This is a genomic window from Streptomyces sp. NPDC048192 (genome assembly GCF_043202415.1).
GTDB lineage: Bacteria > Actinomycetota > Actinomycetes > Streptomycetales > Streptomycetaceae > Streptomyces.
This window is the reverse complement of the sequence record NZ_JBIDAL010000014.1, coordinates 68045-93435: the sequence shown is the minus strand read 5'-3', so window position 1 is coordinate 93435 and position 25391 is coordinate 68045. Positions and strand designations below refer to the sequence as shown.

Below are 25391 nucleotides of genomic sequence, written 5' to 3'. Positions count from 1 at the left end.
ACACCGCGGGCGTTAGCCGCAGCGCGGGCTAGCCCAGGGCTGACTTGACCGCGTCGGCCAGGCGGCCGGCCACGGAGTGGGCCTGCTCGATGTCGGCGGCCTCGACCATGACCCGGACCAGCGGCTCGGTGCCCGACGGGCGCAGCAGCACCCGGCCGGTGTCGCCCAGCTCCCGCTCCGCCTCGGTGACCGCCGCGGCCAGCTCCGCCGACGTCTTCACCCGCGACTTGTCCACGTCCGGCACATTGATCAGCACCTGCGGCAGCCGCTCCATCACGGACGCCAGCTCCCGCAGCGTACGGCCGGTCTCGGCGACCCGCGCCGCCAGCAGCAACCCGGTCAGCGTGCCGTCACCGGTGGTCGCGTGGTCGAGGACGATGACGTGCCCGGACTGCTCGCCGCCCAGGGCGAAGCCGTGCTCCTTCATCTCCTCCAGCACGTACCGGTCGCCGACGGCCGTCTGGACCAGCCGGATCCCGGCCTTCTCCATCGCCAGCTTGAAGCCCAGGTTGGACATCACGGTGGCGACGACGGTGTCGGCGCGCAGCGCGGAGCGCTCCCGCATGGCCAGCGCGAGGACGGAGAGGATCTGGTCGCCGTCGACCTCCTCGCCGGTGTGGTCCACGGCCAGGCACCGGTCGGCGTCGCCGTCGTGCGCGATACCGAAGTCCGCGCCATGCTCGACGACCGCGGCCTTCAGCTTCTCCAGATGGGTCGAGCCGCAGCCGTCGTTGATGTTGAGGCCGTCCGGCTCGGCGCCGATGGTGACGACCTGCGCGCCGGCCCGGGCGAACGCCTCCGGCGAGACCCCCGAGGCCGCGCCGTGCGCTTCGTCCAGGACGACCTTCAGGCCGTCGAGCCGGTTGGGCAGCACCGAGAGCAGATGGCCGACGTACTGCTCGAAGCCCTCGTCGTAGGCGCGGATCCGGCCGACCCCGGCGCCCGTCGGCCGCTCCCAGGGCTCGCCGTGCCGGTGCGACTCGTACACGGCCTCGATCCGGTCCTCCAGCTCGTCGGCGAGTTTGTGGCCGCCCCGGGCGAAGAACTTGATGCCGTTGTCCGGCATGGCGTTGTGGCTGGCGGAGAGCATGACGCCCAGGTCGGCGCCGAGCGCGCCGGTGAGGTGGGCCACCGCCGGCGTCGGCAGCACGCCGACGCGCAGGACGTCGACACCGGCGCTGGCCAGGCCCGCGACCACGGCCGCCTCCAGGAACTCCCCGGACGCCCGCGGGTCCCGACCGACCACCGCCGTCGGCTTGTGGCCCTCGAAGGTGCCCGCCTCGGCCAGCACGTGCGCCGCCGCCACGGACAGCCCGAGCGCCATCTCGGCGGTCAGGTCCGCGTTGGCGACACCGCGCACGCCGTCCGTGCCGAAGAGTCGTCCCACTTGTCCTCCATCCGATCGCACAAGCTGTTCAGCGCCTGAGCGTCTTGTGTCGTTATACGCCCTCGAGCTGGGATAAACGAACGCCCCGACGGCACAGTGGCGTGCCGCCGGGGCGTTCGGGGTACTGGGGCCTGCCCAACGGATCATGCCGCAGACGCGGGGGCTCACCTCGGCTGCATGGACTCCGTGGCTTTCCTGCGGCCTGACCCGCCGGGCAGGCCCAGCAGGCAGCTGCTGATTAGCGCTTGCTGTACTGCGGGGCCTTGCGGGCCTTCTTCAGACCGGCCTTCTTCCGCTCGACCGCGCGGTCGTCGCGGCGCAGGAAGCCGGCCTTCTTCAGCGGGCCACGGTTGTTGTCGACGTCGGCCTCGTTCAGGGCGCGGGCGACACCGAGGCGCAGGGCGCCGGCCTGACCGGAGACACCGCCACCCGCGATGCGGGCGATGACGTCGTAACGGCCCTCGAGCTCGAGCACCTTGAAGGGCTCGTTGACTTCCTGCTGGTGCACCTTGTTCGGGAAGTAGTCCTCGAGGGTGCGACCGTTGATCTTCCACTTGCCGGTGCCCGGGACGATCCGGACGCGGGCGATGGCGTTCTTGCGGCGGCCCAGGCCGGCGGCCGGCTGGGGCTCGCCGAAGCGGGAGGCCAGGGACTCCGAGGTGTACTCGCCCTCGACGGGGACCTCGGACTCGGTGGTGTAGCTGTCGATGTCAAGCTCTTCGAGCGGCTGCTCGGCAGTGGTCTCGGCCACGATTCTCCTCAGATTCTCTTCAGTCTTAGGGGGTGGCCGGACTTACTGCGCGACCTGGGTGATCTCGAACGGCACCGGCTGCTGCGCGGCGTGCGGGTGCTGGTCACCCTTGTAGACCTTCAGCTTCGAGAGCATCTGACGGCCCAGGGAGTTCTTGGGGAGCATGCCCTTGACGGCCTTCTCGATGGCCTTCTCCGGGTTCTTCTCCAGCAGCTCGTCGTAGCGGACGGAGCGCAGACCACCCGGGTAGCCGGAGTGGCGGTACGCCATCTTCTGGGTCCGCTTGTTGCCGGAGAGGTGCACCTTGTCGGCGTTGATGATGATGACGAAGTCACCAGCGTCGACGTGCGGCGCGTAGATCGGCTTGTGCTTGCCCCGGAGGAGGGTCGCTGCAGTGGTGGCGAGACGGCCCAGGACAACGTCCTGAGCGTCGATGACGTGCCACTGGCGCGTCACATCGCCGGGCTTGGGGCTGTACGTACGCACGGTTCGTAGCCTTCGCTTCGAGTGAATGGTCCTGAACAGGTCACCGAAACGATCACGACAGCCTTGACCCACGGCGGCGACGCAAACCGCGTGCGTGGGGTCGCTGGTCATCGGCCCGGTGGACCGGTGTAAGGGCCCGTCCCGTGAGAATGAGCAAGCCAATACACAACGAACAAGCAGGATAACGGCGTCTTGGGTGCGGGTCAAAACGAGCGAGCTGCGTGCCGATCCGCGCCCCGCGTCTAAGATGCGCCCCATGAGTTACGGGCAGGGGGGACCCCAGTCTCAGTGGGATCCCTGGAAACCGCATTCCCAGCAGCAGTCCTGGAACAGCGGCGGTGACGACGGGACCCCGGACTGGGCGGCGCTCGCCGAGGCCTCCGAGACCCGCAACAAGCGCCGCAGGCTGCTGTTCATCGGCGCCGGCGCCCTCGCCACGATAGCCGTCGGCACCGCCGTCGCCATGGCCGTCGTGTCCGCGAACAAGGGCACCGACGCGTCCGGCGGCCCCACCGGCCTGCCCGCCAGCGCCTCCGTGCCGAGCGGCTCGGCCACGCCGTCCTTCGCGCCCACCAGCGCCCCGCCGCCGCTGGACCCGCGGGACTTCATCGCCAGCGCCAAGAAGGACACCGCCCCGCTCAGCGCCGCCACGCTCTTCCCCGGCACCCAGCTGACCATGGGCGGCACCGTCTACAAGAAGGGCGCCACGGCCGACACGGCGAACTGCGCCTCGGCCGCCGGCGGCACCCTGCCGAAGGTGCTCACCGCGAACGGCTGCACCCGCGTGATCCGCGCCACCTACACCAAGGACGGCATCGCGGTCACCGTCGGCGTCGCCGTCTTCGACACCCAGGCCCAGGCGACGAAGGCCAAGTCCCAGACGAACGACGACAGCATCGTCACCGCACTGCCCGGCAAGGGCGTCAAGCCCTTCTGCGACGGACCCACCTGCCGCTCGACCCGCAACGCCGTCGGCCGCTACGCCTACTTCACGATCAGCGGCTTCACCAACGGCAGGAACGTGACCCCCAAGGACACGAAGGTCTTCCGCGCCGGCGACGACCTGCAGCAGTTCACCTTCGACCAGATCTACCGCCGCGGCCAGGCCCAGGCGTCGGCGGCGGCGAACGGCTGACACCGTTCCCCGGTCCGCCTCCCGGGTGTGAGACGCTCCGGATGATCACCGGCCAGGGGGGGTACGGATGCGGATGCGTGGGCGGATCGGGCTGCTCGGAGCCGGTGCGGGGCTGGCCCTGGGGGTCCCGGCGGCGCTGTGGGCCTGGGACCGGGCGGCCGGCGACCCCGCACCCGCGACGGTCCCGACCGACCTCCGGCAGCGGGACCCTCGGGCCGTCCCCGCCGCCCGCTCCGTGTACGCGCTGCTGGCAGGCCTGGAGAACGAGGCGCGCCGAGGGCGGCCGAGCCGGACGGTCATCGGCCAGCACGTGGAGCTGCAGAACGAGCGGTACAACCCGCGGTACGGCGACTACCGGGGCACCAAGCAGCCGGGCTACTACTACCGCAAGGTCCGGGACATCACCGGCCGCCTGCCCGCCTTCGTGGAGCTCGACCTGGGCCCGGGGTACGGGCAGCCGGGCTGGGCGGTGGGCGAGGCGCGGTCCTACTCGGGCGCCTGGCCCAGCTGCCGCCGCTTCTGGGGATACGCCGAGGACGCGGTGGATCTCGCGGTGGGGGTGTGGGCGGGGCTGCCCCGGGCCGCCGACGGCTCGTACCGCCCGTCCGGCACGCACACGGACTGCGCCTCCGGCACCCAGGTCGCCCTGCCGCCGAACGGGGGCGTCCCGGCGGGCATGGTCGGCTTCTCGTTCCACCAGCCGTACCCGGGCAGCACCGTCAAGGGCTTCGCGCAGACCCTGCACCGCAACTCGCCCGGCGCGAAGGATCCCGGCTGGTTCGGCCGGGTGGTCACGGAGGGCACCGCCGAGCACGCCGCCCTGCTGCACGACCTCGGCTACCTCGCCGACCACCTGGGCTACCTGGCCGACCGCGGCGTACCGGTGCTGCTGCGGCCGTACCACGAGATGAACACCCGGCCCGGCCACGGCTTCTGGTGGGCGGGGCAGGACCCGGAGGCGTACCACCGGCTATGGCGGCTCACCCATGACTTCCTGGTGCACCGGCGCGGCCTGCACAACCTGGTCTTCGTGTGGGCCCCGAACTCCTGGGACGGCTCCTACGGCACACCGCCCGGCCGGTACTACCCGGGCGGCGCGTACGTGGACGTGGTGGGCGTCGACGACTACAGCGGCAGCCCGGCCCGGCCGTACGGCGGCGGCGCCTGGACCGAGGTCTGGTACCGGGGACTGGAGCGGTACGCCCGGCCCCGGATCGTGGCCGAGTCCTTCCACGTGCCGCTCAACACCGACCAGCCCCACACCCTGTCCCGCACGCCGTGGGTGCTGTGGACGGTGTGGGGGCAGGCGCTCACGTACGACAACGTCGGTGAGCCGCGCCACAAGAACACCCCGGCCGACGTGAAACGGACGTACGCCTCTCCGCTGGTGATCACCGCCGAGAAGTGGCGCTCGCTGCGCTCGCTGCCCCATGGCCCACTTGGTTAATTTTTAAACACATACTGCTCACACTATTTCCTTACCGGGCACATACGTGTAAGGATCAGTCACCTGTTCGGCCAGTGGTTTGGGCGCCTGGGGGGGGCATCTGAGCGGCGAGTGGCCGAGACGCCGAAGAAGGCGTCGGGGGGCAGGAAACCCGAAGTGCATGTCGTGGTGCGCACCGCCGCGCCGCGACGGAGATCGCTGCCGCCTCGACGCGCCACCGATCTCACGGGGAGTTCCGCAGTCGTCATGGCATCGACACTGGTCGACGGGGGGGCGCCGCACTCGCGGCACCATCAGAAGCTGGCGAAACGCACCGCCGCATGGAAGCCCGGCGTCCTGCCGTTTCTGATCCCGCTGGTGTTCCTGACCCTCTTCAGCCTCTGGTCGTACACACCCAGCCACTCGCCGCTGGCCTGGCTGATCACCGTCTGCTGGGCCCTTCCGGTGCCCGGAGTGCTGGTGTCGATCCAGGGCTTCGCGCTCATCCGCCGCCGGATCCGCAGGTCCCATCTGATGACCCCGCCGGCCCCGGTCGACCAGGACTTCCTGATCGTGCTCGTGCCTACGATCGGGCGCCACGACACCTACCCGGCCCTGGAGCGCTCCGTCCTCTCCTACGTGGAGCACCTGCCGGAATGGTTCCCGTACATGCGCGTGGACGTCCTCACGGAGGAGGGCTGCGAGGCCGCCGAGCGGATCGACCAGCTGGCCTCGAGCAGCCCCCTGATCCGCGTGGTCACGGTCCCCAAGGCGTACCAGACCAGGAACGGCACCCGGTTCAAGGCCCGCGCCAACAACTACGCCCACGAGCTGCGCATCGAGGAGGGCGAGGCCCTGGAGCACGTCTGGGTGCTGCACATGGACGACGACACCGGTGTCGGCCCCGACACCTCGGCGTCCCTCGCCCAGTTCATCAACCGCCAGCGCCGGGCGGCCCCCGAAGAGGTCAAGCACATGGCGCAGGGCATCCTGACCTACCCGCGCGAGAACGCGGTGAGCCTGATCACCTGGTTCGCCGACGCCATCCGCCCCGCCGACGACATCGCGCGGTTCCGCGCCTTCACCGGCCTCGGCACCCCGGCCGCCGGCGTCCACGGCGAGCTGCTGGTCATCCGCGCCTCCATCGAAGCCGAGATCGGCTGGGACTTCGGCCCGAAGGAGATCGTCGAGGACGCCCGGCTGGCCCTGACCTTCTGCCGCCTCTACCCGGGACGCAGCGACTGGTTCAACGGCCGCTGCTACGGCGCCTCGCCGGCCAACACCAAGGACTTCATCAAGCAGCGCGAACGCTGGGCCTGGGGCCTGGTCGCCCTCTGCTTCAACCGCAAGGTGCCGCTGCGTTACCGCTGGTTCCTGACCATCTGCGTGACCAGCTGGATCCTCGGCCCGCTGCAGCACGTCGGCACCATCCTGTTCGTGGCCTGGTTCATCGGTGACATGAACACCTCGCCGGTGACCCAGTCGGTCGTCCTGCTGTGGTCGATCAGCTTCGCCTATGTGATCTGGGCGTACTGGGAAGGGCTGCGGCTCAACGCGATCGCCTCGGTGAACGGCAGACGCAAGTGGTGGGAGCCCATGGCCGTCCTCCTCCTGCTGCCCTACTTCTCCCTCATCGAGGGGATCGGCGGCATCAAGGGCCTGTGGAAGTTCGTCCGCCGCGAGGAGAACAAGTTCGTCGTCATCGCCAAGCCCGCCTGACCGGAAGAGATCACACAGCCATGAAGCGCGCACGCCTGCCCATGCTCGCCGTGCTCCCCGTCACCGTCATCTCCTTCGTGATCGCGGTCCCCGTCGTGCTCGGCGACCACCCGGTGCAGTGGTCCTCGGGCTCACTCGTGCCCCATCTCGTGCTCGACGGCAAGGAACCCGCCCAGCGGGCCGGCACCGGGGGCGGCGACGGCAAGAGCCCGGCGGCCCCCTCTGCGACCGCCGAGGTCGCCAAGGTGGACAAGGAGTGGAAGCAGGGCATGCCCCAGTGGGGTGTCCAGCTCTACTGGGAGGACAACCCCGCGCACTCCCTCACCTACATCGAGAAGCAGGCCCGGCTGCACGCGAACTACCTGGTCGGGCTGCACGCCAACTCCGTCAGCGTGAGCTTCCCGTTCTTCACGGGAACCCGCTCGTCGACGAAGATCAGCCCGGGTGACAAGACACCGACGCCCGAGCATCTCGCCCGGGTGCTGCGGATCTTCCATGAGGCCGGCTTGCGCACGACCGTCCGGCCCCTCATGGACGAGCACTCGCTGACCGCGGAGAACGGCTGGCGCGGCAACATCAGGCCCGCCGACCGCGACGCCTGGTTCACGTCGTACGAGAAGTTCCTGACCCCCTATCTGAAGGCCGCCGACAGCGAGAAGGCGACCACCTTCGTCATCGGTACCGAACTGAACTCCCTGCAGGGCGATCCGCACTGGGACGGCCTGGTGGACGACGCCGAGAAGTTGTTCGGCGGCGAGGTCGCCTACGACGCCAACTGGGACGCGTACGTCACCGGCCCCGTGACCATGCCGGTCACCCATCTCGGGATCGACGCCTACTTCCCGGTCAAGGTCGGCGACGACGCCTCGGTGTCCACCCTGGCCGCCGGCTGGAACAAGTGGCTGGACAGGAAGGCCACCGGCCCCCTGCCGAAGATCACCGTCGCTGAGGCCGGCATCGGCGCGATGAACGGCGCCTACCACGCGCCCGGCGACTTCTACACCAAGCGCGCCCTCAACCCACGGGTGCAGGCCAACTGGTACACCGCCGTCTGCCAGGTCGTCCAGGAACGGCACATGAGCGGCGTCTACTGGTGGTCGATCTACTTCGACGACGACCCGAACACCAAGCCCGACGACAAGGTCGCCTCCCGGCTCGACTTCGCCGGACGCCCCCTCACCGAGAAGGCCATCACCTCCTGCTTCACCTCCGGCTACGCAGGACCCGGCGACGAGACCGCAAGCTGAGCGAGGGACGCCATCATGCAAGAAGCCATCATCCTGGTGGGCGGCAAGGGAACCCGACTGCGCCCCTTGACGAACCACACTCCGAAACCGCTGCTCGACGTCGCGGGCTCCTCCTTCATCCGGCACCAGATCGCCAAGCTGATGGACGCCGGCGTCGAGCACGTCGTGTTCGCCACCTCCTACCTCGCCGACCTGTTCGAGCAGGAGTTCAAGGACTTCTCCCAGGACCTGGAGATCTCCTACGCCGTCGAGGAGGTCCCGCTCGGCACCGGAGGGGCGATCCGCAACGCCGCACGGCTGCTGCGCGGCACCTCGGCCGACGCGCCGGTGCTGATCCTCAACGGCGACATCCTGTCCGGTGTCGACCTGCGCGCCGTCGTCGAGCGGCACCGGGCCCGCGACGCCGACGTGACCCTGCACCTCACCCGGGTCCCCGATCCGCGCGCCTTCGGTCTCGTCCCGACCGACGAGGCCGGCCGGGTGACGTCCTTCCTGGAGAAGCCCAAGACACCCGAGGAATGCGTCACCGACCAGATCAACGCCGGTTGCTACGTCTTCCGCCGCTCCGTCCTGGACGCCATCCCGGCCGACCGTGAGGTCTCGGTCGAGCAGGAGACCTTCCCGCGGCTCGTCGCCGGGGGCGGGCGCGTCTTCGGTCATGTCACCGACGACTACTGGCGTGACCTCGGCACCCCGCTCGCCTTCGTGCACGGGTCCGCCGACCTGGTCACCGGCCGGGCGACCTCACCGCTGGTGGGACCGCCGGCCGAGGCCCTGATCCATCCCACGGCCGTGGTCCATGCCACCGCCCGCGTCACGGGCGGCTCGACGATCGGCCCGCACGCCGTGATCGGACCGCGTGCGGTCGTCGACCAGTCCATCGTCGGCGCGAACGTCACCGTGGCCGAAGGCGCGCGGATCCACGAGTCGGTGGTCGACCACGACTCGTCCATCGGCAGCGAATCGTTCCTCCGCGAGGTTGTGGTGGGCTGCCACTCGCACGTCGGCGCACAGAACGAACTGCCCGCCCAGCTGCGGCTCGCGTGCGGCGTCCGCATTCCCTCCCTGGCGGTGCGGATGAGCGGCACCGCCACCGCCTGCCTGACGGCCCACTGAGAGATCCGGCCCGGCCGGACAGCCACAGGAGAGACGTGACCACCCATCAAGCCACCGCGACAAGCGACCCGACCCGGCCGCCCGGGCACCGGCCGGCACAGCGCCGCCGAAGAGCCCCGAAGGAAGACCGGCTGCGCAAGTACCGGCCCGACCTTCAGGGCCTGCGGGCCGTCGCGATCACGATGGTCGTCCTCGTGCACACGGGCATCCTCGGCATCCACGGCGGCGTCGACGTCAGCTTCACGCTCAGCGGCTTCCTCATCGGCAGCCAGCTCCTCGCGGAGATCGACAAGACCGGCAAGGTGTCGCTCGGCAAGTTCTGGGCCCGCCGGTTCCGGCGGCTGGCGCCGGGAGCCGCCCTCACCATCGTCGTGACGGCCGTCGTGGCCTGGATCTACGCCAGCCCGTTCAAGTTCCGCGGCTACATGCAGGACGGCTTCGCGGCCTCGCTGAGCTTCATCAACTGGCGCCAGGCCGAGAACGGCACCGACTACTTCGCCGCCGACGGCAGCCAGTCGCCGTACCAGCACTTCTGGTCGCTCAGCATCGAGGAGCAGTTCTACGTCCTCGCGCCGATCGCGCTCGTCGTCGTCGCCTGGCTCAGCCGGGCCGTCTTCCGCAACCGCTTCCTGGTCGGGCTGTTCCTGGCCGCCGTGATCGGCGGCTCGCTGTATCTGTCGGTCACGACGACGCACACCAACCAGCCGCTCGCCTACTTCGGCACCCCGACCCGCGTGTGGGAACTGGCCGTCGGCGTATTCGTCGCCCTCAACGCCCGGCTCCTGTCCCGCATGTACGAGGGCCTGGCGGCCGTCCTCAGCTGGGTGGGACTCGGCACCGTCCTGGTCACCGCGTCGCTCATCACCGAGCAGACCCCCCTGCCCGGGTACGCCGTGGGCGGCCCCGTGCTGGGCGCCGCCCTGATCATGGCCGGCGGCTGTGCCAACCCCCGCCTCGGCGCCGAGCGGCTCCTCGACAACCCCGTCTTCAACTTCGTCGGCAACGCGAGCTACGGCTGGTACCTCTGGCACTGGCCGCTGCTGATCCTCTGGTCGGACATCGTCGGCCACGAGATCACCTACTCCGACCGCTTCCGCGTCGCCTCGGGCTCCTTCGTGCTGGCCGTCGCCGGACACTATGTGATCGAACGGCGTCTGAAGGCCAACGCCAAGCTCGTCCAGATCCCGTGGCGCGGCATCCTGACCGGCCTGACCCTCACCGCCACCGCAGCCGCCGCCATGGTCCTCGCCCTGCGGGTGGTACCGCTCAACCTGACGGTCGACACGGCCACCGGCGCCGCGGCGAGCGGCTTCAAGGGCATCGCATCCGTCGAGCAGGCCGTGAAGGAGCGCGACCATCCCCGGATCAGCGAAGACGCCCTGCTCGAGGCCCCACACGACCGCGGTGACCACGGCTGCATCGACGATCTGCTCATCACCGCCTATGCACTCCAGGACAAGTGCGTCATCGGCGACACCTCGGCCAAGCGGACGATGGTGCTGCTGGGCGATTCGCACGCGTACCAATGGGGCAACGCGTTCGACAAGCTCGGTAAGAAGCTGCACGTCAAGGTCATCACCGTGATCAAGAGCGGCTGCTCCCCCGAGGTGTACAAGATCACGCGTGAGGACCTCGGCCGCGACTACACCGAGTGCACGAGTTGGCGGAAGACGGCCCTCGACAAGATCGACCAGCTCCGCCCGGACGTGCTCGTCGTGGCGAACCGCGCCCAGGCGACCACCACCCGCCAGGGCGCGGACCAGACGTTCAAGCGGCTGAAGGCCACCGGCGCCAAGCTGGTCTACCTCACGGACACGCCCTACCCGAACCGCTCCATCCCGGACTGCCTGGCCACCAAGGGCGCCGAGATCGGTACCTGCAGCCCCAAGTCCACGGAAGTCATCGACCGCGCCGAGTACCGGCTCATGGAGCGGGAGGCAGCCGAGAACCACGGGTTCAAGGTCATCGACACGATCCCCGCGTTCTGCGCCGAAGGCTACTGCCCGGCGGTGATCGGCGGACACGTCGTCTACTGGGACTACAGCCACATGACCGGCGGCTATTCCACGTCCCTGGAGCCGTACCTGGAGCCGAAGTTCAAGAAGGTCCTCGCCGGCTGACCACACTCACGTCGTACGCACCCGCACCCGGCGGGCCTGCCGCTGCCTCTCGAGCAGCAGTTCGTCCGCCGGGTAGCCGACCTCTTCCAGGGTCAGGCCGTGCGGCCGTACGACGTGGACGGCGCTGTCGCGGACCCCGGCGTCCAGCACCTTCCGGGGCCACTCCACGCCGCGGTGGCCGTCGCCGGCGAAGAGCAGCGCGCCGACCATGGAGCGGACCTGGTTGTGGCAGAAGGCGTCGGCCCTGACCTCGATCTCGATGATGCCGTCCGCGCGCCGGGTCACGCCGAAGTCGAGGATCTCCCGGATGGTGGTCGCGCCCTCCCGCTTCTTCGCGTACGCCGCGAAGTCGTGCTCCCCGATCAGGGACTTGGCGGCGGCGTCCATCACGGCGACGTCCAGCGGCCAGTCGTGCCACAGGACGTGGCCGCGCAGCAGCGGGTCCACACCGCCGGGGTTGTCGGTGACCCGGTAGACGTAGCGCCGCCAGACCGCGGCGAACCTCGCGTCGAAACCGCTGGGCGCCTCCCGCAGGGCCCACACCCGTACGTCCCGGGGGAGGCGGCCGGCGAGCCGCTTGAGCAGCTTGCCGCTCTGCTCCGCCCAGACCTCGCGGGGCAGGTCCACATGGGCCACCTGGCCACGGGCGTGCACGCCGGCGTCGGTGCGTCCGGCCACCGTCAGCTCGAACGTCTCCGGCGACCGCGTCACCGTGCGCAGGGCGTCCTCCACCTCGCCCTGGACCGTCCGCCGGCCGCCGGCCTGCTTGGCCCAGCCGTGGAAGCCGGTGCCGTCGTAGGAGAGGTCGAGGCGGACGCGGACGAACCCGGGCTGTACTTCACTCACGAAACAGATCCTCTCAGGTACGCAAAAGCGGGCCCGCCCGGTGAAGGGCGGACCCGCTCAGCTCACGGCAGAGCCTCAGGCCTCCGTGGACTCCTCGGCCGGAGCCTCGGCGGCCTCGGTCTCCTCGGCCTTGGCCTCCTGGGCCTTGGCCTCGTCGGCCTCCTTGACCGCACGCTTGGTGGCGGCCTCGGCCTCACCCACGGCGTTCTGCTGCACCGTCAGCGCCTCGACCAGCTCGATGACGGCCATGGGCGCGTTGTCGCCCCGGCGGTTACCGATCTTGGTGATGCGGGTGTAGCCACCCGGACGGTTCTCGTACCGCGGGCCGATCTCGGTGAAGAGCGTGTGGACGACGCTCTTGTCCGTGATGACCTGGAGCACCTGACGGCGGTTGTGAAGGTCGCCCTTCTTCGCCTTGGTGATCAGACGCTCGGCGTACGGGCGCAGGCGGCGGGCCTTCGCCTCGGTGGTGGTGATACGGCCGTGCTCGAACAGCGACTTCGCCAGGTTGGCGAGGAGCAGCTTCTCGTGCGCGGCGCTGCCGCCCAGACGGGCACCCTTGGTGGGCTTCGGCATGGGTTCTTCTCCTGTGTGTCTGCCCCGGCCGTATCAGGTACCGGGGTCAGTATCCGAGCAGGCGGTTGCCTGTCGGAGATCCGGGTGCCTGTCGCCAGGCACCCGGAAGTGGATCGCGCTCAGTACCGGATCAGTACTGCTCGGTCTCCACGAAACCCGCGTCCGCGTCGTCGTCGGCGCCGAAGGCGTCGGCAGCGGCCGTGGGGTCGAATCCGGGCGGGCTGTCCTTGAGGGCCAGGCCCATGCCGGCCAGCTTCGCCTTGACCTCGTCGATGGACTTCGCACCGAAGTTACGGATGTCCAGCAGGTCGGCCTCGGAGCGGGCGACGAGCTCACCCACGGAGTGGATGCCCTCACGCTTGAGGCAGTTGTAGGAACGGACCGTGAGCTCCAGCTCCTCGATCGGCAGCGCCAGGTCGGCGGCCAGGGCGGCGTCCGTGGGGGACGGGCCCATGTCGATGCCCTCGGCGTCGATATTAAGTTCACGCGCGAGACCGAACAGCTCGACCAGGGTCTTGCCGGCGGAGGCCATGGCGTCACGCGGACGCATCGCCTGCTTGGTCTCGACGTCGACGATCAGCTTGTCGAAGTCGGTGCGCTGCTCGACACGCGTGGCCTCGACCTTGTACGTGACCTTCAGCACCGGCGAGTAGATGGAGTCGACCGGGATACGGCCGATCTCCTGGCCCACCTGCTTGTTCTGCACGGCGGAGACGTAACCGCGGCCGCGCTCGACCGTCAGCTCCATCTCCAGCTTGCCCTTGCCGTTGAGCGTGGCGAGGACGAGGTCGGGGTTGTGCACCTCGACACCGGCCGGGGGCGCGATGTCGGCGGCGGTGACCAGACCCGGGCCCTGCTTGCGCAGGTACATCACGACCGGCTCGTCGTGCTCCGAGGAGACGACCAGCTGCTTGATGTTGAGGATCAGGTCGGTGACGTCCTCCTTGACGCCCGGCACGGTGGTGAACTCGTGCAGGACGCCGTCGATGCGGATGCTGGTGACAGCAGCGCCGGGGATCGACGACAGGAGGGTGCGGCGGAGGGAGTTGCCGAGGGTGTAGCCGAAGCCCGGCTCCAGCGGCTCGATCACGAACCGGGAGCGGAACTCGTCGACGACCTCTTCGGTCAACGAGGGTCGCTGAGCGATCAGCATGTGTGGATCAGATCCTTCATTCGTGGACGCCCGCTATTTGACGTCCGACGGAAACCGCGCCAAGGAAAAGCGCGGGTACTGCAAGGGTACGGGCGATACGGCCCGGAAGAGCCGTACCGCCCGGAACCACTGCCTGTGAAGCGAACGTCAGACGCGGCGGCGCTTCGGCGGACGGCACCCGTTGTGCGGGGTCGGGGTGACGTCCTGGATGGAGCCGACCTCGAGGCCCGTGGCCTGCAGGGAGCGGATCGCGGTCTCACGACCGGAGCCCGGGCCCTTGACGAACACGTCGACCTTGCGCATGCCGTGCTCCTGGGCACGGCGGGCGGCCGACTCGGCGGCCATCTGCGCGGCGAACGGCGTGGACTTCCGGGAGCCCTTGAAGCCGACGTGGCCGGCGGAGGCCCAGGAGATCACGTTGCCCGACGGGTCCGTGATGGAGACGATCGTGTTGTTGAACGTGCTCTTGATGTGCGCGTGGCCGTGAGCGACGTTCTTCTTTTCCTTGCGGCGCACCTTCTTGGCAGCGCCCTGACGACCCTTGGGGGGCATCTACTAACTCCTACGGGAGGTGGTCGGTCCTACAGCGAAGACCGTGGACAGGGTGTCCGCTGCGGACTACTTCTTGCCCGGCTTCTTCTTGCCGGCGATGGCGCGACGCGGGCCCTTGCGGGTGCGGGCGTTGGTGCTGGTGCGCTGACCGCGGACAGGCAGACCGCGACGGTGACGGAGACCCTGGTAAGTGCCGATCTCGACCTTGCGGCGGATGTCGGCCTGGATCTCGCGACGGAGGTCACCCTCGGTCTTGATGTTGTTGTCGACGTACTCGCGGATCGCGACCAGCTGCTCTTCGGTCAGGTCGCGGACGCGGGTGTTCGGGTCGACGCCGGTCGCAGCCAGCGTCTCCTTCGAGAGGGTCCGGCCGATGCCGAACACGTAGGTGAGGGCGATCTCCACGCGCTTGTCGCGCGGGATGTCAACACCGGAAACGCGTGCCATTCAATGGCTCCTGGTGATCTTCGGAGGTCTTCCGCAGAACCGGCTCCCGGCCGCCGTACCAGGTACGAACCGGGTCCCCGGCCTCCGAACCGGGGGTGTCGAGCTGGATGGCTCGGGCTCTGCGTATGAACATATTCAGCTCGCGTCGCGCGAATCTCTGCGATAGAGGTGCAGAGGGTGTCGGTCGTGCGTCAGCCCTGGCGCTGCTTGTGGCGCGGGTTCTCGCAGATGACCATGACCCGACCGTGACGGCGGATCACCCTGCACTTGTCGCAGATCTTCTTGACGCTCGGCTTGACCTTCATTAGGTGAGGTTCTCCGGGTCAGTGCCATCACCCCGCCGAAGCGGGATGCGGGCAAGATCTACTTGTAGCGGTAGACGATCCGGCCACGCGTCAGGTCGTACGGAGACAGCTCCACCACGACCCGGTCGTCAGGGAGGATGCGGATGTAGTGCATACGCATCTTGCCGCTGATGTGTGCCAGGACCTGGTGGCCGTTCTGGAGCTCGACCTTGAACATGGCGTTCGGCAGAGACTCGACGACAGTGCCCTCGATCTCGATGGCACCTTGCTTCTTGGCCACGCTTCGCCCTTCGAATCGACTACCTTGATCGACTCTCCTGCTTCCCCAGCTGGGGCGCATGCGGACATGCGGGTGCACGAGAGCCGACGAGTCAGTCTACGTCGGCGCACCCGGAAACGCGAATCGAGGAAGTCTGCCCCATCCCGGTGATCCCTATGCGAGCGGGTCGGGAGCGGCCGTGACGCCGTACTCGGCGAGCTTCGCCCTGCCGCCGTCGGGGGCGGTCAGCACCAGCGGGCCCTGCTCGGTCAGGGCGACGGAGTGCTCCCAGTGGGAGGACCAGGTGCCGTCGGTGGTGATGACCGTCCAGTCGTCCGAGAGGACCTCGGTCTTCGGCGTGCCGAGCGAGACCATCGGCTCGATGGCGAGGCAGAAGCCGGGCACCAGCTTGGGCCCCTTGCCGCGGCGCCGGTCGACGTAGTTCAGCAGGTGCGGGTCCATGTGCATCTCGGTGCCGATGCCGTGGCCGCCGTAGTCCTCGATGATGCCGTAGCGGCCGCCGCCCGGCTTCGGCTGGCGGCGGATGTACGTCTCGATGGCCCGGGAGATGTCGACCAGGCGGTTGCCCTGCTTCATGGCCGCGATGCCGGCCCACATCGACTCCTCGGTCACCCTGGACAGCTCGATCAGCTCCGGGGCGTGACCGGAGCCCACGAACGCCGTGTAGGCCGCGTCGCCGTGCCAGCCGTCGACGATGGCGCCGCAGTCGATGGAGATGATGTCGCCGTCCTTCAGGACGACGTCCTCGGACGGGATGCCGTGGACCACGACGTCGTTCACGGACGTGCAGATGGTGGCGGGGAAGCCGCCGTAGCCCAGGAAGTTCGACTTGGCGCCGTGCTCGGCCAGCACCTTGCGGGCGACCTCGTCCAGGTCCTTGGTGGAGGCGCCGGGCACCGCGGCCTCGCGGGTCGCCGCGTGGATGGCGGCGACGACCAGACCCGCCGCACGCATCTTCGCGATCTGCTCGGGCGTCTTGATCTGCACCATGGGGGGCCTGCGCTCTCCGTCACTCACATCGGCTGGGTTGTCGGTACAACAGTACGGCCGCGGCACCCTGGGGCGGGCACCGCGGCCGGAAGAGCCGGGCTGTCTACTGCTCGGCCTTCTCGCGCTTGAGCACTTCCAGCGCCCGCTGCGTGATCTCGTCCACCGGGCCCAGGGAGGAGATCGTCACGACCAGGCCCTGCGCCTTGTAGTAGTCGATGATCGGCTCGGTCTGCGTGTGGTAGACCTCCAGCCGCGTGCGGACGGTGTCCTCGGAGTCGTCGTCGCGCTGGTACAGCTCGCCGCCGCAGACGTCGCAGACGCCCTCCTTCTTCGGCGGGCTGTACGTCACGTGGAACACGTGAGAGGAGTCGTTGCGGCAGATCCGCCGGCCGGCGATCCGCTTCACGACCTCGTCCTCGGGGACCTCCAGGTCCAGGACCGCGTCCAGGGTGATGCCCTCGGTCTCCAGCAGCTCGTCCAGCGCCTCCGCCTGCTGCACGTTGCGCGGGAAGCCGTCCAGCAGGAAGCCCTTCTCGGCGTCCGGCTGCTCCATGCGGTCCTTGGCCATCGCGATGGTGACCGTGTCCGGCACCAGGTCGCCGCGGTCCATGTAGGACTTGGCCAGCTTGCCCAGCTCGGTCTGCTGGCTGATGTTGGCCCGGAACAGGTCGCCCGTGGAGATGTGCGGAATGGACAGCTTCTCGGCGAGGCGGACGGCTTGCGTTCCCTTACCGGCACCCGGCGGCCCGACGAGGACGATACGCATCAGCGGAGGAACCCTTCGTAATTGCGCTGCTGGAGCTGGCTCTCGATCTGCTTCACCGTCTCGAGACCGACACCCACGATGATCAGGATGCTGGTACCGCCGAACGGGAAGTTCTGGCTTGCCCCGAAGCCCACCAACGCCATTGTCGGTACGAGAGCGATCAGACCCAGATACAGCGAACCCGGCCAGGTGATCCGGTTGAGCACGTAGCTGAGGTACTCAGCGGTCGGTCGGCCAGCCCGGATGCCCGGGATGAAGCCACCATACTTCTTCATGTTGTCGGCGACTTCCTCGGGGTTGAAGGAGATCGCCACGTAGAAGAACGCGAAGAAAACGATGAGCAAGAAGTACAGAGTGATGTAAATCGGGTGGTCGCCCTTGGTCAGATTCTGGGTGACCCACTGCTTCCAGCCCGCATTGCCCCCCGCGAACTGCGCCACAAGCGCCGGGATGTAGAGCAGCGAGGAGGCGAAGATGACGGGAATCACACCCGCCTGGTTCACCTTGAGCGGGATGTAGGTGGACGTACCGCCGTAGGAACGGCGGCCGATCATGCGCTTCGCGTACTGCACCGGGATGCGGCGCTGGGCCTGCTCGACGAAGACGACGAGCGCGACCATGACCAGGCCGACCAGGATCACGGTGCCGAACTCGATCCAGCCGCCGGCCAGGGTGCCCTGCTTCTTGATGGCCCACAGCGCGGACGGGAAGGTCGCGGCGATCGAGATGAACATCAGGATCGACATGCCGTTGCCGATGCCGCGGTCGGTGATCAGCTCGCCGAGCCACATCACGACGGCCGTGCCGGCGGTCATGCAGACCACCATCGTGATCGTCGCGAAGATCGTGCGGTCCGGGACGATGCTGGAGGCCACCGAGCAGCCGTTGAACAGCGCGCCGCTGCGCGCGGTGGCGACCAGGCCGGTGCCCTGGAGGATGGCGAGCGCCACGGTCAGGTAACGGGTGTACTGCGTGATCTTCGCCGTACCCGCCTGGCCCTCCTTCTTCAGGGCTTCCAGGCGCGGAATGACCACGGTCAGCAGCTGAAGGATGATGCTGGCCGTGATGTACGGCATGATGCCGAGCGCGAAGACCGTGATCTGCAGCAGCGCACCACCGCTGAACATGTTGACGAGACCGAACAGGCCCTGGTTGCCCTGTGCCTCGGTCACACACTGCTGGACGGCCTTGTAGTTGACGCCGGGGATCGGAATGTGGGTACCGACCCGGTAGACCACGATGATGCCCAGCGTGAAGAGCAGCTTCTTGCGCAGGTCGGGCGTCCTGAACGCCCGGGCGAACGCGGTGAGCACGGTGCCTCCTGCGACCCCCGCGCAACTGCGTCAAGGGTGACGGTCTTGAGGTTCGACGGATAGAGACGAATAGCTAACGGTCAACTGCCGTTCAGAGTGCCCCATGGGAAGCACCCGGTGAAAGTAGGCAGTGCAGGCCACCTTACCGGCGAAGGCGCCGCCCTAGGAACGACCGACCGGGGATACCCCATTTTGTGGAGTATCCCCGGTCGGGATCGTTCACGTCATCGAGGGACCCGAAGGACTCAGACCAGCTCGGTGACCGTACCGCCGGCGGCGGTGATCTTCTCCTTGGCGGAGCCGGAGACGGCGTCGACCGTCACCTGCAGCGCCACGGAGATCTCGCCCTGGCCGAGGACCTTGACGAGGCTGTTCTTGCGAACGGCGCCCTTGGCCACCAGCGACTCGACGGTGACCTCGCCACCCTCCGGGTAGAGCGCGGCCAGCTTGTCGAGGTTCACGACCTGGTACTCGGTCTTGAACGGGTTCTTGAAGCCCTTCAGCTTCGGGAGACGCATGTGGAGCGGCATCTGGCCACCCTCGAAGCTCTCCGGAACCTGGTAGCGGGCCTTGGTGCCCTTGGTACCACGACCGGCCGTCTTACCCTTCGACGCCTCACCACGACCGACACGGGTCTTGGCGGTCTTGGCGCCCGGGGCGGGACGGAGGTTGTGGATCTTGAGCGGGTTCTGCTCCGCCATGATCAGTCGACCTCCTCGACCGTCACGAGGTGGCGGACGGTGTGCACCATGCCGCGGAACTCGGGGCGGTCCTCCTTGACGACCACGGTGTTGATCCCCTTGAGACCAAGCGACCGCAGGGTGTCACGGTGGTTCTGCTTGCTGCCGATGTAGGACTTGACCTGCGTGATCTTGAGCTGCGCCATGATTACGCACCCGCCCCGGCACGCGCACGGAGAAGAGCCGCAGGGGCGACGTCCTCGAGCGGCAGACCACGGCGGGCCGCGATCTCCTCGGGACGCTGCAGGCCCTTCAGGGCCTCCACGGTCGCGTGCACGATGTTGATGGCGTTGTCGGAGCCGAGCGACTTCGACAGCACGTCGTGGATACCGGCGCACTCGAGCACGGCACGCACCGGACCACCGGCGATCACACCGGTACCGGGGGACGCGGGCTTGAGCAGCACGACGCCGGCAGCCTTCTCACCCTGGATGGGGTGCGGGATGGTGCCCTGGATCCGGGGGACCTTGAAGAAGTGCTTCTTGGCCTCCTCCACACCCTTGGCGATGGCGGCCGGCACCTCCTTGGCCTTGCCGTAACCGACACCCACGGTGCCGTCACCGTCGCCCACCACGACCAGCGCGGTGAAGCTGAAGCGACGACCACCCTTCACAACCTTGGCGACGCGGTTGATCGCGACGACGCGCTCAACGTACGCGGTCTTCTCGGCGGCAGCAGCGCCGCCGTCACGGCCCTTCCGGTCCCGCCGCTCGCCGCCACCGGCACCGCTTCCGCGGCGCTGGGGTCCAGCCATTGGATTACCTCTCTCTTTCCGCTAGCTACAAGCGGCTCAGAACTTGAGCCCGGCTTCGCGGGCGGCGTCCGCCAGGGCGGCGATGCGCCCGGCGTACTGGTTGCCACCACGGTCGAACACGACGGCCTCGACACCGGCGGCCTTGGCACGCTCGGCGACCAGGGCGCCGACCTGCTTGGCCTGCGCGGACTTGTCGCCCTCGCCACTGCGGATCGACGCGTCCAGAGTGGACGCCGACGCCAGGGTGTGGCCCTTCAGGTCGTCGATCACCTGCGCCACGATGTGGCGGTTGGAGCGGGTCACGACCAGACGGGGACGCTCCGCCGTACCGGACACCTTCTTGCGGATCCGGATGTGACGGCGCTTGATCGCGGCGCGCTTGTAGGCGTCGCCCTTGAGGATCTTCTGCCCGTATGCCATGGCTTACTTACCCGCCTTTCCGACCTTGCGGCGGATGACTTCGCCCTCGTACTTGACGCCCTTGGCCTTGTACGGGTCGGGCTTGCGCAGCTTGCGGATGTTGGCCGCAACCTCGCCGACCTTCTGCTTGTCGATGCCCTCGACCGAGAAACGGGTCGGGGACTCCACCTTGAAGGAGATGCCCTCGGGGGCCTCGACCAGGATCGGGTGGCTGTAACCGAGAGCGAACTCCAGGTTGGAACCCTTGGCGGTCACTCGGTAACCGACACCGCTGATCTCGAGCTTCTTGACGTATCCCTGGGTCACACCGGTGATCATGTTCGCCACCAGCGTGCGGGACAGGCCGTGCAGGGCCTTGCTCTGCCGCTCGTCGTTCGGGCGGAGCACCTGAAGGGTGCCGTCCTCGCCCTTAGCGATGTCGATCGGCGCGGCAACGGTGTGGGTCAGCTCGCCCTTGGGGCCCTTGACCTTGACCGTACGGCCGTCGATGGTGACGTCCACGCCGGCGGGAACCGGGATGGGGAGCTTGCCGATGCGCGACATAGCTGTTTCCTCCGTTCCCTTCCGTTACCAGACGTAGGCGAGGACTTCCCCACCCACGCCCTTCTTCTGCGCCTGCTTGTCGGTGAGCAGACCGTGAGACGTGGAGATGATCGCCACGCCGAGGCCGCCGAGCACCTTCGGCAGGTTGGTGGACTTCGCGTACACCCGGAGACCGGGCTTGGAGATCCGCTTGATGCCCGCGATGGAGCGCTCACGGTTCGGGCCGAACTTCAGCTCGAGGACGAGGTTCTTGCCGACCTCGGCGTCCTCGACGCGCCAGCCCGTGATGAAGCCCTCCTGCTGGAGGATCTCCGCGATGTGCGACTTGATCTTGGACGCCGGCATCGTCACGGTGTCGTGGTACGCCGAGTTCGCGTTACGCAGACGCGTCAGCATGTCTGCGATCGGATCAGTCATGGTCATGAATTGGCCTGTGGCCTTTCTCGCCGTGGTTTCCTATATGCGCCATCCCTCTCCCCATACATGGACAGGACGGGTGCGGCGCGGGGACCTACGGCGTAGTAAGCAATCGTTAGCGGACTCTGTCCGCGGGCGTTCAGGGCGGCAGAGGCCCAACCCTCCTAGCCTAAGCCATGAGGGAAGGCACCCCTGCCGTCCCGGTTGCTTACCGAGAGGTCCAGGAATCCCTAAAAGTCGGGATTACCAGGAGCTCTTGGTCACGCCCGGCAGCTCGCCACGGTGAGCCATCTCACGAAGGCACACGCGGCAGAGGCCGAACTTGCGGTACACGGAGTGGGGACGGCCGCAGCGCTGGCAGCGGGTGTAGCCACGCACACCGAACTTGGGCTTGCGAGCAGCCTTCGCGATGAGAGCCTTCTTCGCCATCTCGCTCACGCCTCCTTGAACGGGAAGCCGAGGTGACGGAGAAGGGCACGGCCCTCTTCGTCGTTGGTCGCCGTGGTCACCACGGTGATGTCCATACCCCGGACGCGGTCGATCTTGTCCTGGTCGATCTCGTGGAACATGACCTGCTCCGTGAGACCGAAGGTGTAGTTGCCACGGCCGTCGAACTGCTTGGGGGACAGGCCGCGGAAGTCGCGGATGCGCGGCAGCGCGAGCGACAGGGTGCGGTCCAGGAACTCCCACATGCGGTCGCCACGGAGCGTGACGTGGGCACCGATCGGCTGGCCCTCGCGCAGCTTGAACTGCGCGATGGACTTGCGGGCCTTGGTGACGGCCGGCTTCTGACCGGTGATGGTGGTCAGGTCGCGGATGGCGCCCTCGATCAGCTTCGAGTCACGGGCGGCGTCGCCGACACCCATGTTGACCACGATCTTGACGAGGCCCGGGACCTGCATGACGTTCTCGTACTTGAACTCGTCACGCAGCTTGCCCGCGATCTCCTCGCGGTACTTCTGCTTCAGACGCGGAGTGGTGGTGGTAGCCATCAGATGTCCTCACCCGTCCGCTTGGCAACGCGGATCTTGTTGCCCTCTTCGTCGAAGCGGTAGCCGACACGCGTGACGACCTTCTGACCGTCCTTCTCCACGACCAGCTGAACGTTGGACACGTGGATCGGGGCCTCGGTGGTCACGATGCCGCCGGCCTGGGAACCGCGAGCGGTCGGACCGGCCTTGGTGTGCTTCTTGACCCGGTTGACACCCTCGACCAGGACGCGCTCCTCGCGCGGGTAAGCGGCAATGACCTTGCCCTGCTTGCCCTTGTCCTTGCCGGTGATGACCTGGACCAGGTCGCCCTTCTTGATCTTCATGCTTACAGCACCTCCGGAGCCAGCGAGATGATCTTCATGAACTTCTTCTCGCGCAGCTCACGCCCGACCGGGCCGAAGATGCGGGTGCCGCGAGGGTCGCCGTCGTTCTTCAGAATGACGGCGGCGTTCTCGTCGAAGCGGATGTACGAGCCGTCCGGACGGCGGCGCTCCTTGACGGTGCGAACGATGACCGCCTTGACGACGTCACCCTTCTTCACGTTGCCACCGGGGATCGCGTCCTTGACGGTGGCGACGATGACGTCACCGATGCCCGCGTAGCGGCGACCGGAGCCACCGAGCACACGGATGCAAAGGATCTCCTTCGCACCAGTGTTGTCGGCGACGCGCAGTCGCGACTCCTGCTGGATCACGTCTATCTCCTGATCGTCTGCCGGTTCCCCGGGGGCCGTCTCTCAACGGCCCCCGGAGCCTGGCGGAACTGACCTGCGGGGTTTGCCCCGCAGGAATTACTTGGCCTTCTCGAGGATCTCGACGACGCGCCAGCGCTTCGTCGCGGACAGCGGCCGGGTCTCCATCAGGAGGACGCGGTCGCCGACACCCGCGGCGTTCTGCTCGTCGTGCGCCTTGAGCTTGTTGGTACGGCGGATGACCTTGCCGTACAGCGCGTGCTTGACGCGGTCCTCGACGGCGACGACGACGGTCTTGTCCATCTTGTCGCTGACGACCAGACCCTCACGGGTCTTGCGGAAACCGCGCGCTTCCTTGTTCTCAGTCACGTTGCTCTCGCTCATGCGTTCTCCACCGTTTCGATGCCCAGCTCACGCTCGCGCATCAGGGTGTAGATCCGCGCGATGTCCTTCCGGACGGCCTTCAGCCGACCGTGGTTCTCGAGCTGACCCGTGGCCGCCTGGAAGCGGAGGTTGAACAGCTCTTCCTTGGCCTCGCGGAGCTTCGCCAGAAGCTCCTCGTTGCCCAGCTCGCGCAGCTCGGACGCCTTGGTACCGGCCGACATCACGCTTCACCTGCCTCGCGCTTGACGATCCGGCACTTCATCGGCAGCTTGTGGGCCGCTCGAAGCAGCGCCTCACGGGCGATCTTCTCGTTGGGGTACGACAGCTCGAACATCACGCGTCCGGGCTTGACGTTCGCGATCCACCACTCCGGCGAACCCTTACCGGAACCCATGCGGGTCTCGGCCGGCTTCTTGGTGAGGGGACGGTCGGGGTAGATGTTGATCCAGACCTTGCCGCCACGCTTGATGTGACGGGTCATCGCGATACGGGCCGCCTCGATCTGGCGGTTCGTGACGTAGGCCGGGGTCAGCGCCTGGATGCCGTACTCGCCGAACGCAACCTGCGTTCCACCCTTGGACATACCGTTGCGCTTCGGGTGGTGCTGCTTGCGGTGCTTGACCCTACGGGGGATCAGCATGACGGTCAGGCCTCCGTTCCGGTGCTCTCAGCCGGAGCGGCGGCGGGAGCCTCGGCCTTGGGGGCCTCGGCGCCGGCAGCCTGCTGCGGCTTGCGACCGCGCCGCTCGCCACCGCGGCCACCACGGGCCGGGCGGTCGGCGCCACCGCGGGCCGGGCGGTTACCCGCACGGGCGGCAGCGTTCTCGGCGCGGACCTCGGCGATGTTCTTGACGTCGCCCTTGTAGATCCAGACCTTCACACCGATGCGGCCGAAGGTCGTCTTGGCCTCGAAGAAGCCGTAGTCCACGTTCGCGCGGAGCGTGTGCAGGGGCACACGGCCCTCGCGGTAGAACTCCGAGCGGGACATCTCGGCGCCGCCGAGGCGGCCACCGCACTGGATCTTGATGCCCTTGGCGCCCGCCTTCATCGCCGACTGCATGCTCTTGCGCATGGCACGGCGGAAGGAGACGCGGGAGGACAGCTGCTCGGCGACGGCCTGGGCCACCAGCTGAGCGTCCGTCTCCGGGTTCTTGACCTCGAGGATGTTCAGCTGGACCTGCTTGCCGGTCAGCTTCTCCAGGTCACCGCGGATGCGGTCGGCCTCGGCGCCGCGGCGGCCGATGACGATGCCCGGGCGGGCGGTGTGGATGTCCACCCGCACGCGGTCACGGGTGCGCTCGATCTCGACCTTGGAGATGCCGGCGCGCTCCATGCCGGACGTCATCATCCGACGGATGGCGACGTCTTCCTTGACGTAGTCCTTGTACAGCTTGTCGGCGTACCAGCGCGACTTGAAGTCGGTGGTGACACCGAGCCGGAACCCGTGCGGGTTTACCTTCTGGCCCATTACCGGGTTCCTTCCTTGCTGCTGACGACCACGGTGATGTGGCTGGTCCGCTTGCGGATCCGGTAGGCACGGCCCTGGGCGCGCGGACGGAACCGCTTCAGGGTCGGGCCCTCGTCGACGTAGGCCTCGGAAACGAAGAGGCTGTCGACATCGGTGTGGTCGTAGTTGTGCGCGGCGTTGGCGATGGCGCTGTCCAGCACCTTGCCCACCGGCACCGAGGCGGCCTGCGGAGCGAATCGCAGGACGGCCTGGGCCTCCGTGGCGTCCATGCCACGGATGAGGTCCACCACGCGGCGGGCCTTCATGGGCGTGACGCGGATGTACCGCGCCTGGGCCCTGGCTTCCATGGTTGTCCCTTCAGTTACTTA

The 25391-nt window shown here is 68.1% G+C and carries 34 protein-coding genes; 6 read left to right on the top strand and 28 right to left on the bottom strand.

From position 1 onward, the window contains the following. Positions 1–28: 28 nt before the first annotated feature. The 3 genes from glmM to rplM all read right to left on the bottom strand — a co-directional run bounded on the left by glmM (position 29) and on the right by rplM (position 2624). Positions 29–1387 (bottom strand): phosphoglucosamine mutase, encoded by a 1359-nt coding sequence (gene glmM / locus ACGFZN_RS28450; RefSeq protein ID WP_393861318.1) that lies wholly within the window; start codon positions 1385–1387, stop codon positions 29–31. Between the two features lie 238 nt (positions 1388–1625). Next, complete coding sequence (gene rpsI, locus ACGFZN_RS28445) at positions 1626–2138, bottom strand: 30S ribosomal protein S9 (protein WP_003998795.1); 513 nt, start codon at positions 2136–2138, stop codon at positions 1626–1628. A 42-nt stretch (positions 2139–2180) separates the two neighbouring features. Beyond that, positions 2181–2624, bottom strand: coding sequence for a 50S ribosomal protein L13 (rplM, locus tag ACGFZN_RS28440; protein WP_240118089.1), 444 nt, complete (start codon positions 2622–2624; stop codon positions 2181–2183). Positions 2625–2880: 256 nt separating this feature from the next. Between rplM and ACGFZN_RS28435 the strand changes: the two genes are divergently transcribed. From ACGFZN_RS28435 to ACGFZN_RS28410, 6 genes are all read left to right on the top strand, one after another. Further along, positions 2881–3759, top strand: a complete 879-nt coding sequence (locus ACGFZN_RS28435) for a hypothetical protein (RefSeq protein ID WP_393861317.1) — start codon at positions 2881–2883, stop codon at positions 3757–3759. Positions 3760–3826: 67 nt separating this feature from the next. Next, a complete protein-coding gene (locus tag ACGFZN_RS28430; protein ID WP_393861316.1) occupies positions 3827–5206 on the top strand; it encodes a glycoside hydrolase family 26 protein in 1380 nt (459 codons plus the stop codon). Positions 5207–5452: 246 nt separating this feature from the next. Beyond that, a complete protein-coding gene (locus ACGFZN_RS28425; RefSeq protein WP_393861315.1) occupies positions 5453–6904 on the top strand; it encodes a glycosyltransferase family 2 protein in 1452 nt (483 codons plus the stop codon). Positions 6905–6924: 20 nt separating this feature from the next. After that, complete coding sequence (locus ACGFZN_RS28420; RefSeq protein WP_393861314.1) at positions 6925–8151, top strand: glycoside hydrolase family 113; 1227 nt, start codon at positions 6925–6927, stop codon at positions 8149–8151. A 15-nt stretch (positions 8152–8166) separates the two neighbouring features. Then, positions 8167–9267, top strand: coding sequence for a sugar phosphate nucleotidyltransferase (locus ACGFZN_RS28415; protein ID WP_393861313.1), 1101 nt, complete (start codon positions 8167–8169; stop codon positions 9265–9267). A gap of 35 nt (positions 9268–9302) precedes the next feature. Next, entirely contained in the window at positions 9303–11387 is a 2085-nt protein-coding gene (locus ACGFZN_RS28410) for an acyltransferase family protein (protein ID WP_393861312.1), read from the top strand. 6 nt (positions 11388–11393) lie between these two features. Here the strand turns inward: ACGFZN_RS28410 and truA are convergent, their stop codons facing one another. From truA to rplV, 25 genes are all read right to left on the bottom strand, one after another. Next, positions 11394–12233: a tRNA pseudouridine(38-40) synthase TruA gene (gene truA / locus ACGFZN_RS28405; protein WP_393861311.1), complete on the bottom strand. Its 840-nt coding sequence runs from the start codon at positions 12231–12233 to the stop codon at positions 11394–11396. Positions 12234–12308: 75 nt separating this feature from the next. Beyond that, the gene (gene rplQ / locus ACGFZN_RS28400) at positions 12309–12809 is read right to left on the bottom strand and encodes a 50S ribosomal protein L17 (protein WP_393861310.1); all 501 of its coding nucleotides are present in this window, start codon (positions 12807–12809) and stop codon (positions 12309–12311) included. 130 nt (positions 12810–12939) lie between these two features. Further along, positions 12940–13962 (bottom strand): DNA-directed RNA polymerase subunit alpha, encoded by a 1023-nt coding sequence (locus ACGFZN_RS28395; protein WP_003966937.1) that lies wholly within the window; start codon positions 13960–13962, stop codon positions 12940–12942. Positions 13963–14109: 147 nt separating this feature from the next. Beyond that, positions 14110–14514, bottom strand: coding sequence for a 30S ribosomal protein S11 (gene rpsK, locus ACGFZN_RS28390; RefSeq protein ID WP_003956432.1), 405 nt, complete (start codon positions 14512–14514; stop codon positions 14110–14112). 66 nt (positions 14515–14580) lie between these two features. Continuing rightward, positions 14581–14961 (bottom strand): 30S ribosomal protein S13, encoded by a 381-nt coding sequence (gene rpsM, locus ACGFZN_RS28385; RefSeq protein ID WP_030641206.1) that lies wholly within the window; start codon positions 14959–14961, stop codon positions 14581–14583. Positions 14962–15152: 191 nt separating this feature from the next. Next, entirely contained in the window at positions 15153–15266 is a 114-nt protein-coding gene (rpmJ, locus tag ACGFZN_RS28380; protein WP_003998809.1) for a 50S ribosomal protein L36, read from the bottom strand. A 58-nt stretch (positions 15267–15324) separates the two neighbouring features. Beyond that, the gene (infA, locus tag ACGFZN_RS28375) at positions 15325–15546 is read right to left on the bottom strand and encodes a translation initiation factor IF-1 (RefSeq protein ID WP_003948620.1); all 222 of its coding nucleotides are present in this window, start codon (positions 15544–15546) and stop codon (positions 15325–15327) included. A gap of 153 nt (positions 15547–15699) precedes the next feature. Further along, complete coding sequence (gene map / locus ACGFZN_RS28370) at positions 15700–16536, bottom strand: type I methionyl aminopeptidase (protein WP_393861309.1); 837 nt, start codon at positions 16534–16536, stop codon at positions 15700–15702. A 103-nt stretch (positions 16537–16639) separates the two neighbouring features. Then, positions 16640–17302, bottom strand: a complete 663-nt coding sequence (locus tag ACGFZN_RS28365; RefSeq protein WP_393861308.1) for an adenylate kinase — start codon at positions 17300–17302, stop codon at positions 16640–16642. Beyond that, positions 17302–18615, bottom strand: a complete 1314-nt coding sequence (gene secY / locus ACGFZN_RS28360) for a preprotein translocase subunit SecY (RefSeq protein ID WP_393861307.1) — start codon at positions 18613–18615, stop codon at positions 17302–17304. Before secY ends, ACGFZN_RS28365 begins: the two co-directional genes overlap by 1 nt. 245 nt (positions 18616–18860) lie before the next feature. Continuing rightward, positions 18861–19316: a 50S ribosomal protein L15 gene (gene rplO, locus ACGFZN_RS28355; RefSeq protein WP_360149602.1), complete on the bottom strand. Its 456-nt coding sequence runs from the start codon at positions 19314–19316 to the stop codon at positions 18861–18863. A gap of 2 nt (positions 19317–19318) precedes the next feature. Beyond that, the gene (rpmD, locus tag ACGFZN_RS28350) at positions 19319–19501 is read right to left on the bottom strand and encodes a 50S ribosomal protein L30 (RefSeq protein WP_003998814.1); all 183 of its coding nucleotides are present in this window, start codon (positions 19499–19501) and stop codon (positions 19319–19321) included. A 2-nt stretch (positions 19502–19503) separates the two neighbouring features. Further along, positions 19504–20109 carry a 30S ribosomal protein S5 gene (rpsE, locus tag ACGFZN_RS28345; protein ID WP_019753099.1) on the bottom strand — a complete coding sequence of 202 codons (606 nt, stop codon included), beginning with the start codon at positions 20107–20109 and terminating at the stop codon, positions 19504–19506. Between the two features lie 36 nt (positions 20110–20145). Further along, the gene (rplR, locus tag ACGFZN_RS28340; protein WP_393861306.1) at positions 20146–20529 is read right to left on the bottom strand and encodes a 50S ribosomal protein L18; all 384 of its coding nucleotides are present in this window, start codon (positions 20527–20529) and stop codon (positions 20146–20148) included. Between the two features lie 3 nt (positions 20530–20532). Continuing rightward, complete coding sequence (gene rplF / locus ACGFZN_RS28335; protein WP_330338321.1) at positions 20533–21072, bottom strand: 50S ribosomal protein L6; 540 nt, start codon at positions 21070–21072, stop codon at positions 20533–20535. 24 nt (positions 21073–21096) lie between these two features. Then, complete coding sequence (rpsH, locus tag ACGFZN_RS28330) at positions 21097–21495, bottom strand: 30S ribosomal protein S8 (protein WP_330338322.1); 399 nt, start codon at positions 21493–21495, stop codon at positions 21097–21099. A gap of 237 nt (positions 21496–21732) precedes the next feature. Then, entirely contained in the window at positions 21733–21918 is a 186-nt protein-coding gene (locus tag ACGFZN_RS28325; RefSeq protein ID WP_003948630.1) for a type Z 30S ribosomal protein S14, read from the bottom strand. A gap of 5 nt (positions 21919–21923) precedes the next feature. Further along, positions 21924–22481 carry a 50S ribosomal protein L5 gene (gene rplE / locus ACGFZN_RS28320; RefSeq protein ID WP_030345436.1) on the bottom strand — a complete coding sequence of 186 codons (558 nt, stop codon included), beginning with the start codon at positions 22479–22481 and terminating at the stop codon, positions 21924–21926. After that, positions 22481–22804 (bottom strand): 50S ribosomal protein L24, encoded by a 324-nt coding sequence (gene rplX / locus ACGFZN_RS28315; protein ID WP_055706473.1) that lies wholly within the window; start codon positions 22802–22804, stop codon positions 22481–22483. The genes rplE and rplX overlap by 1 nt, the downstream gene beginning before the upstream one ends. A 2-nt stretch (positions 22805–22806) precedes the next feature. Then, positions 22807–23175, bottom strand: coding sequence for a 50S ribosomal protein L14 (gene rplN, locus ACGFZN_RS28310; protein WP_003998823.1), 369 nt, complete (start codon positions 23173–23175; stop codon positions 22807–22809). Positions 23176–23271: 96 nt separating this feature from the next. Continuing rightward, a complete protein-coding gene (rpsQ, locus tag ACGFZN_RS28305) occupies positions 23272–23556 on the bottom strand; it encodes a 30S ribosomal protein S17 (protein ID WP_039656223.1) in 285 nt (94 codons plus the stop codon). Then, positions 23553–23777: a 50S ribosomal protein L29 gene (gene rpmC / locus ACGFZN_RS28300; RefSeq protein WP_007494763.1), complete on the bottom strand. Its 225-nt coding sequence runs from the start codon at positions 23775–23777 to the stop codon at positions 23553–23555. Before rpmC ends, rpsQ begins: the two co-directional genes overlap by 4 nt. After that, the gene (rplP, locus tag ACGFZN_RS28295) at positions 23777–24196 is read right to left on the bottom strand and encodes a 50S ribosomal protein L16 (protein ID WP_030174541.1); all 420 of its coding nucleotides are present in this window, start codon (positions 24194–24196) and stop codon (positions 23777–23779) included. The genes rpmC and rplP overlap by 1 nt, the downstream gene beginning before the upstream one ends. Before the next feature lie 5 nt (positions 24197–24201). Further along, the gene (gene rpsC, locus ACGFZN_RS28290) at positions 24202–25023 is read right to left on the bottom strand and encodes a 30S ribosomal protein S3 (RefSeq protein ID WP_014674374.1); all 822 of its coding nucleotides are present in this window, start codon (positions 25021–25023) and stop codon (positions 24202–24204) included. Next, positions 25023–25370, bottom strand: coding sequence for a 50S ribosomal protein L22 (gene rplV, locus ACGFZN_RS28285; RefSeq protein ID WP_030778516.1), 348 nt, complete (start codon positions 25368–25370; stop codon positions 25023–25025). The genes rpsC and rplV overlap by 1 nt, the downstream gene beginning before the upstream one ends. Positions 25371–25391 lie beyond the last annotated feature (21 nt).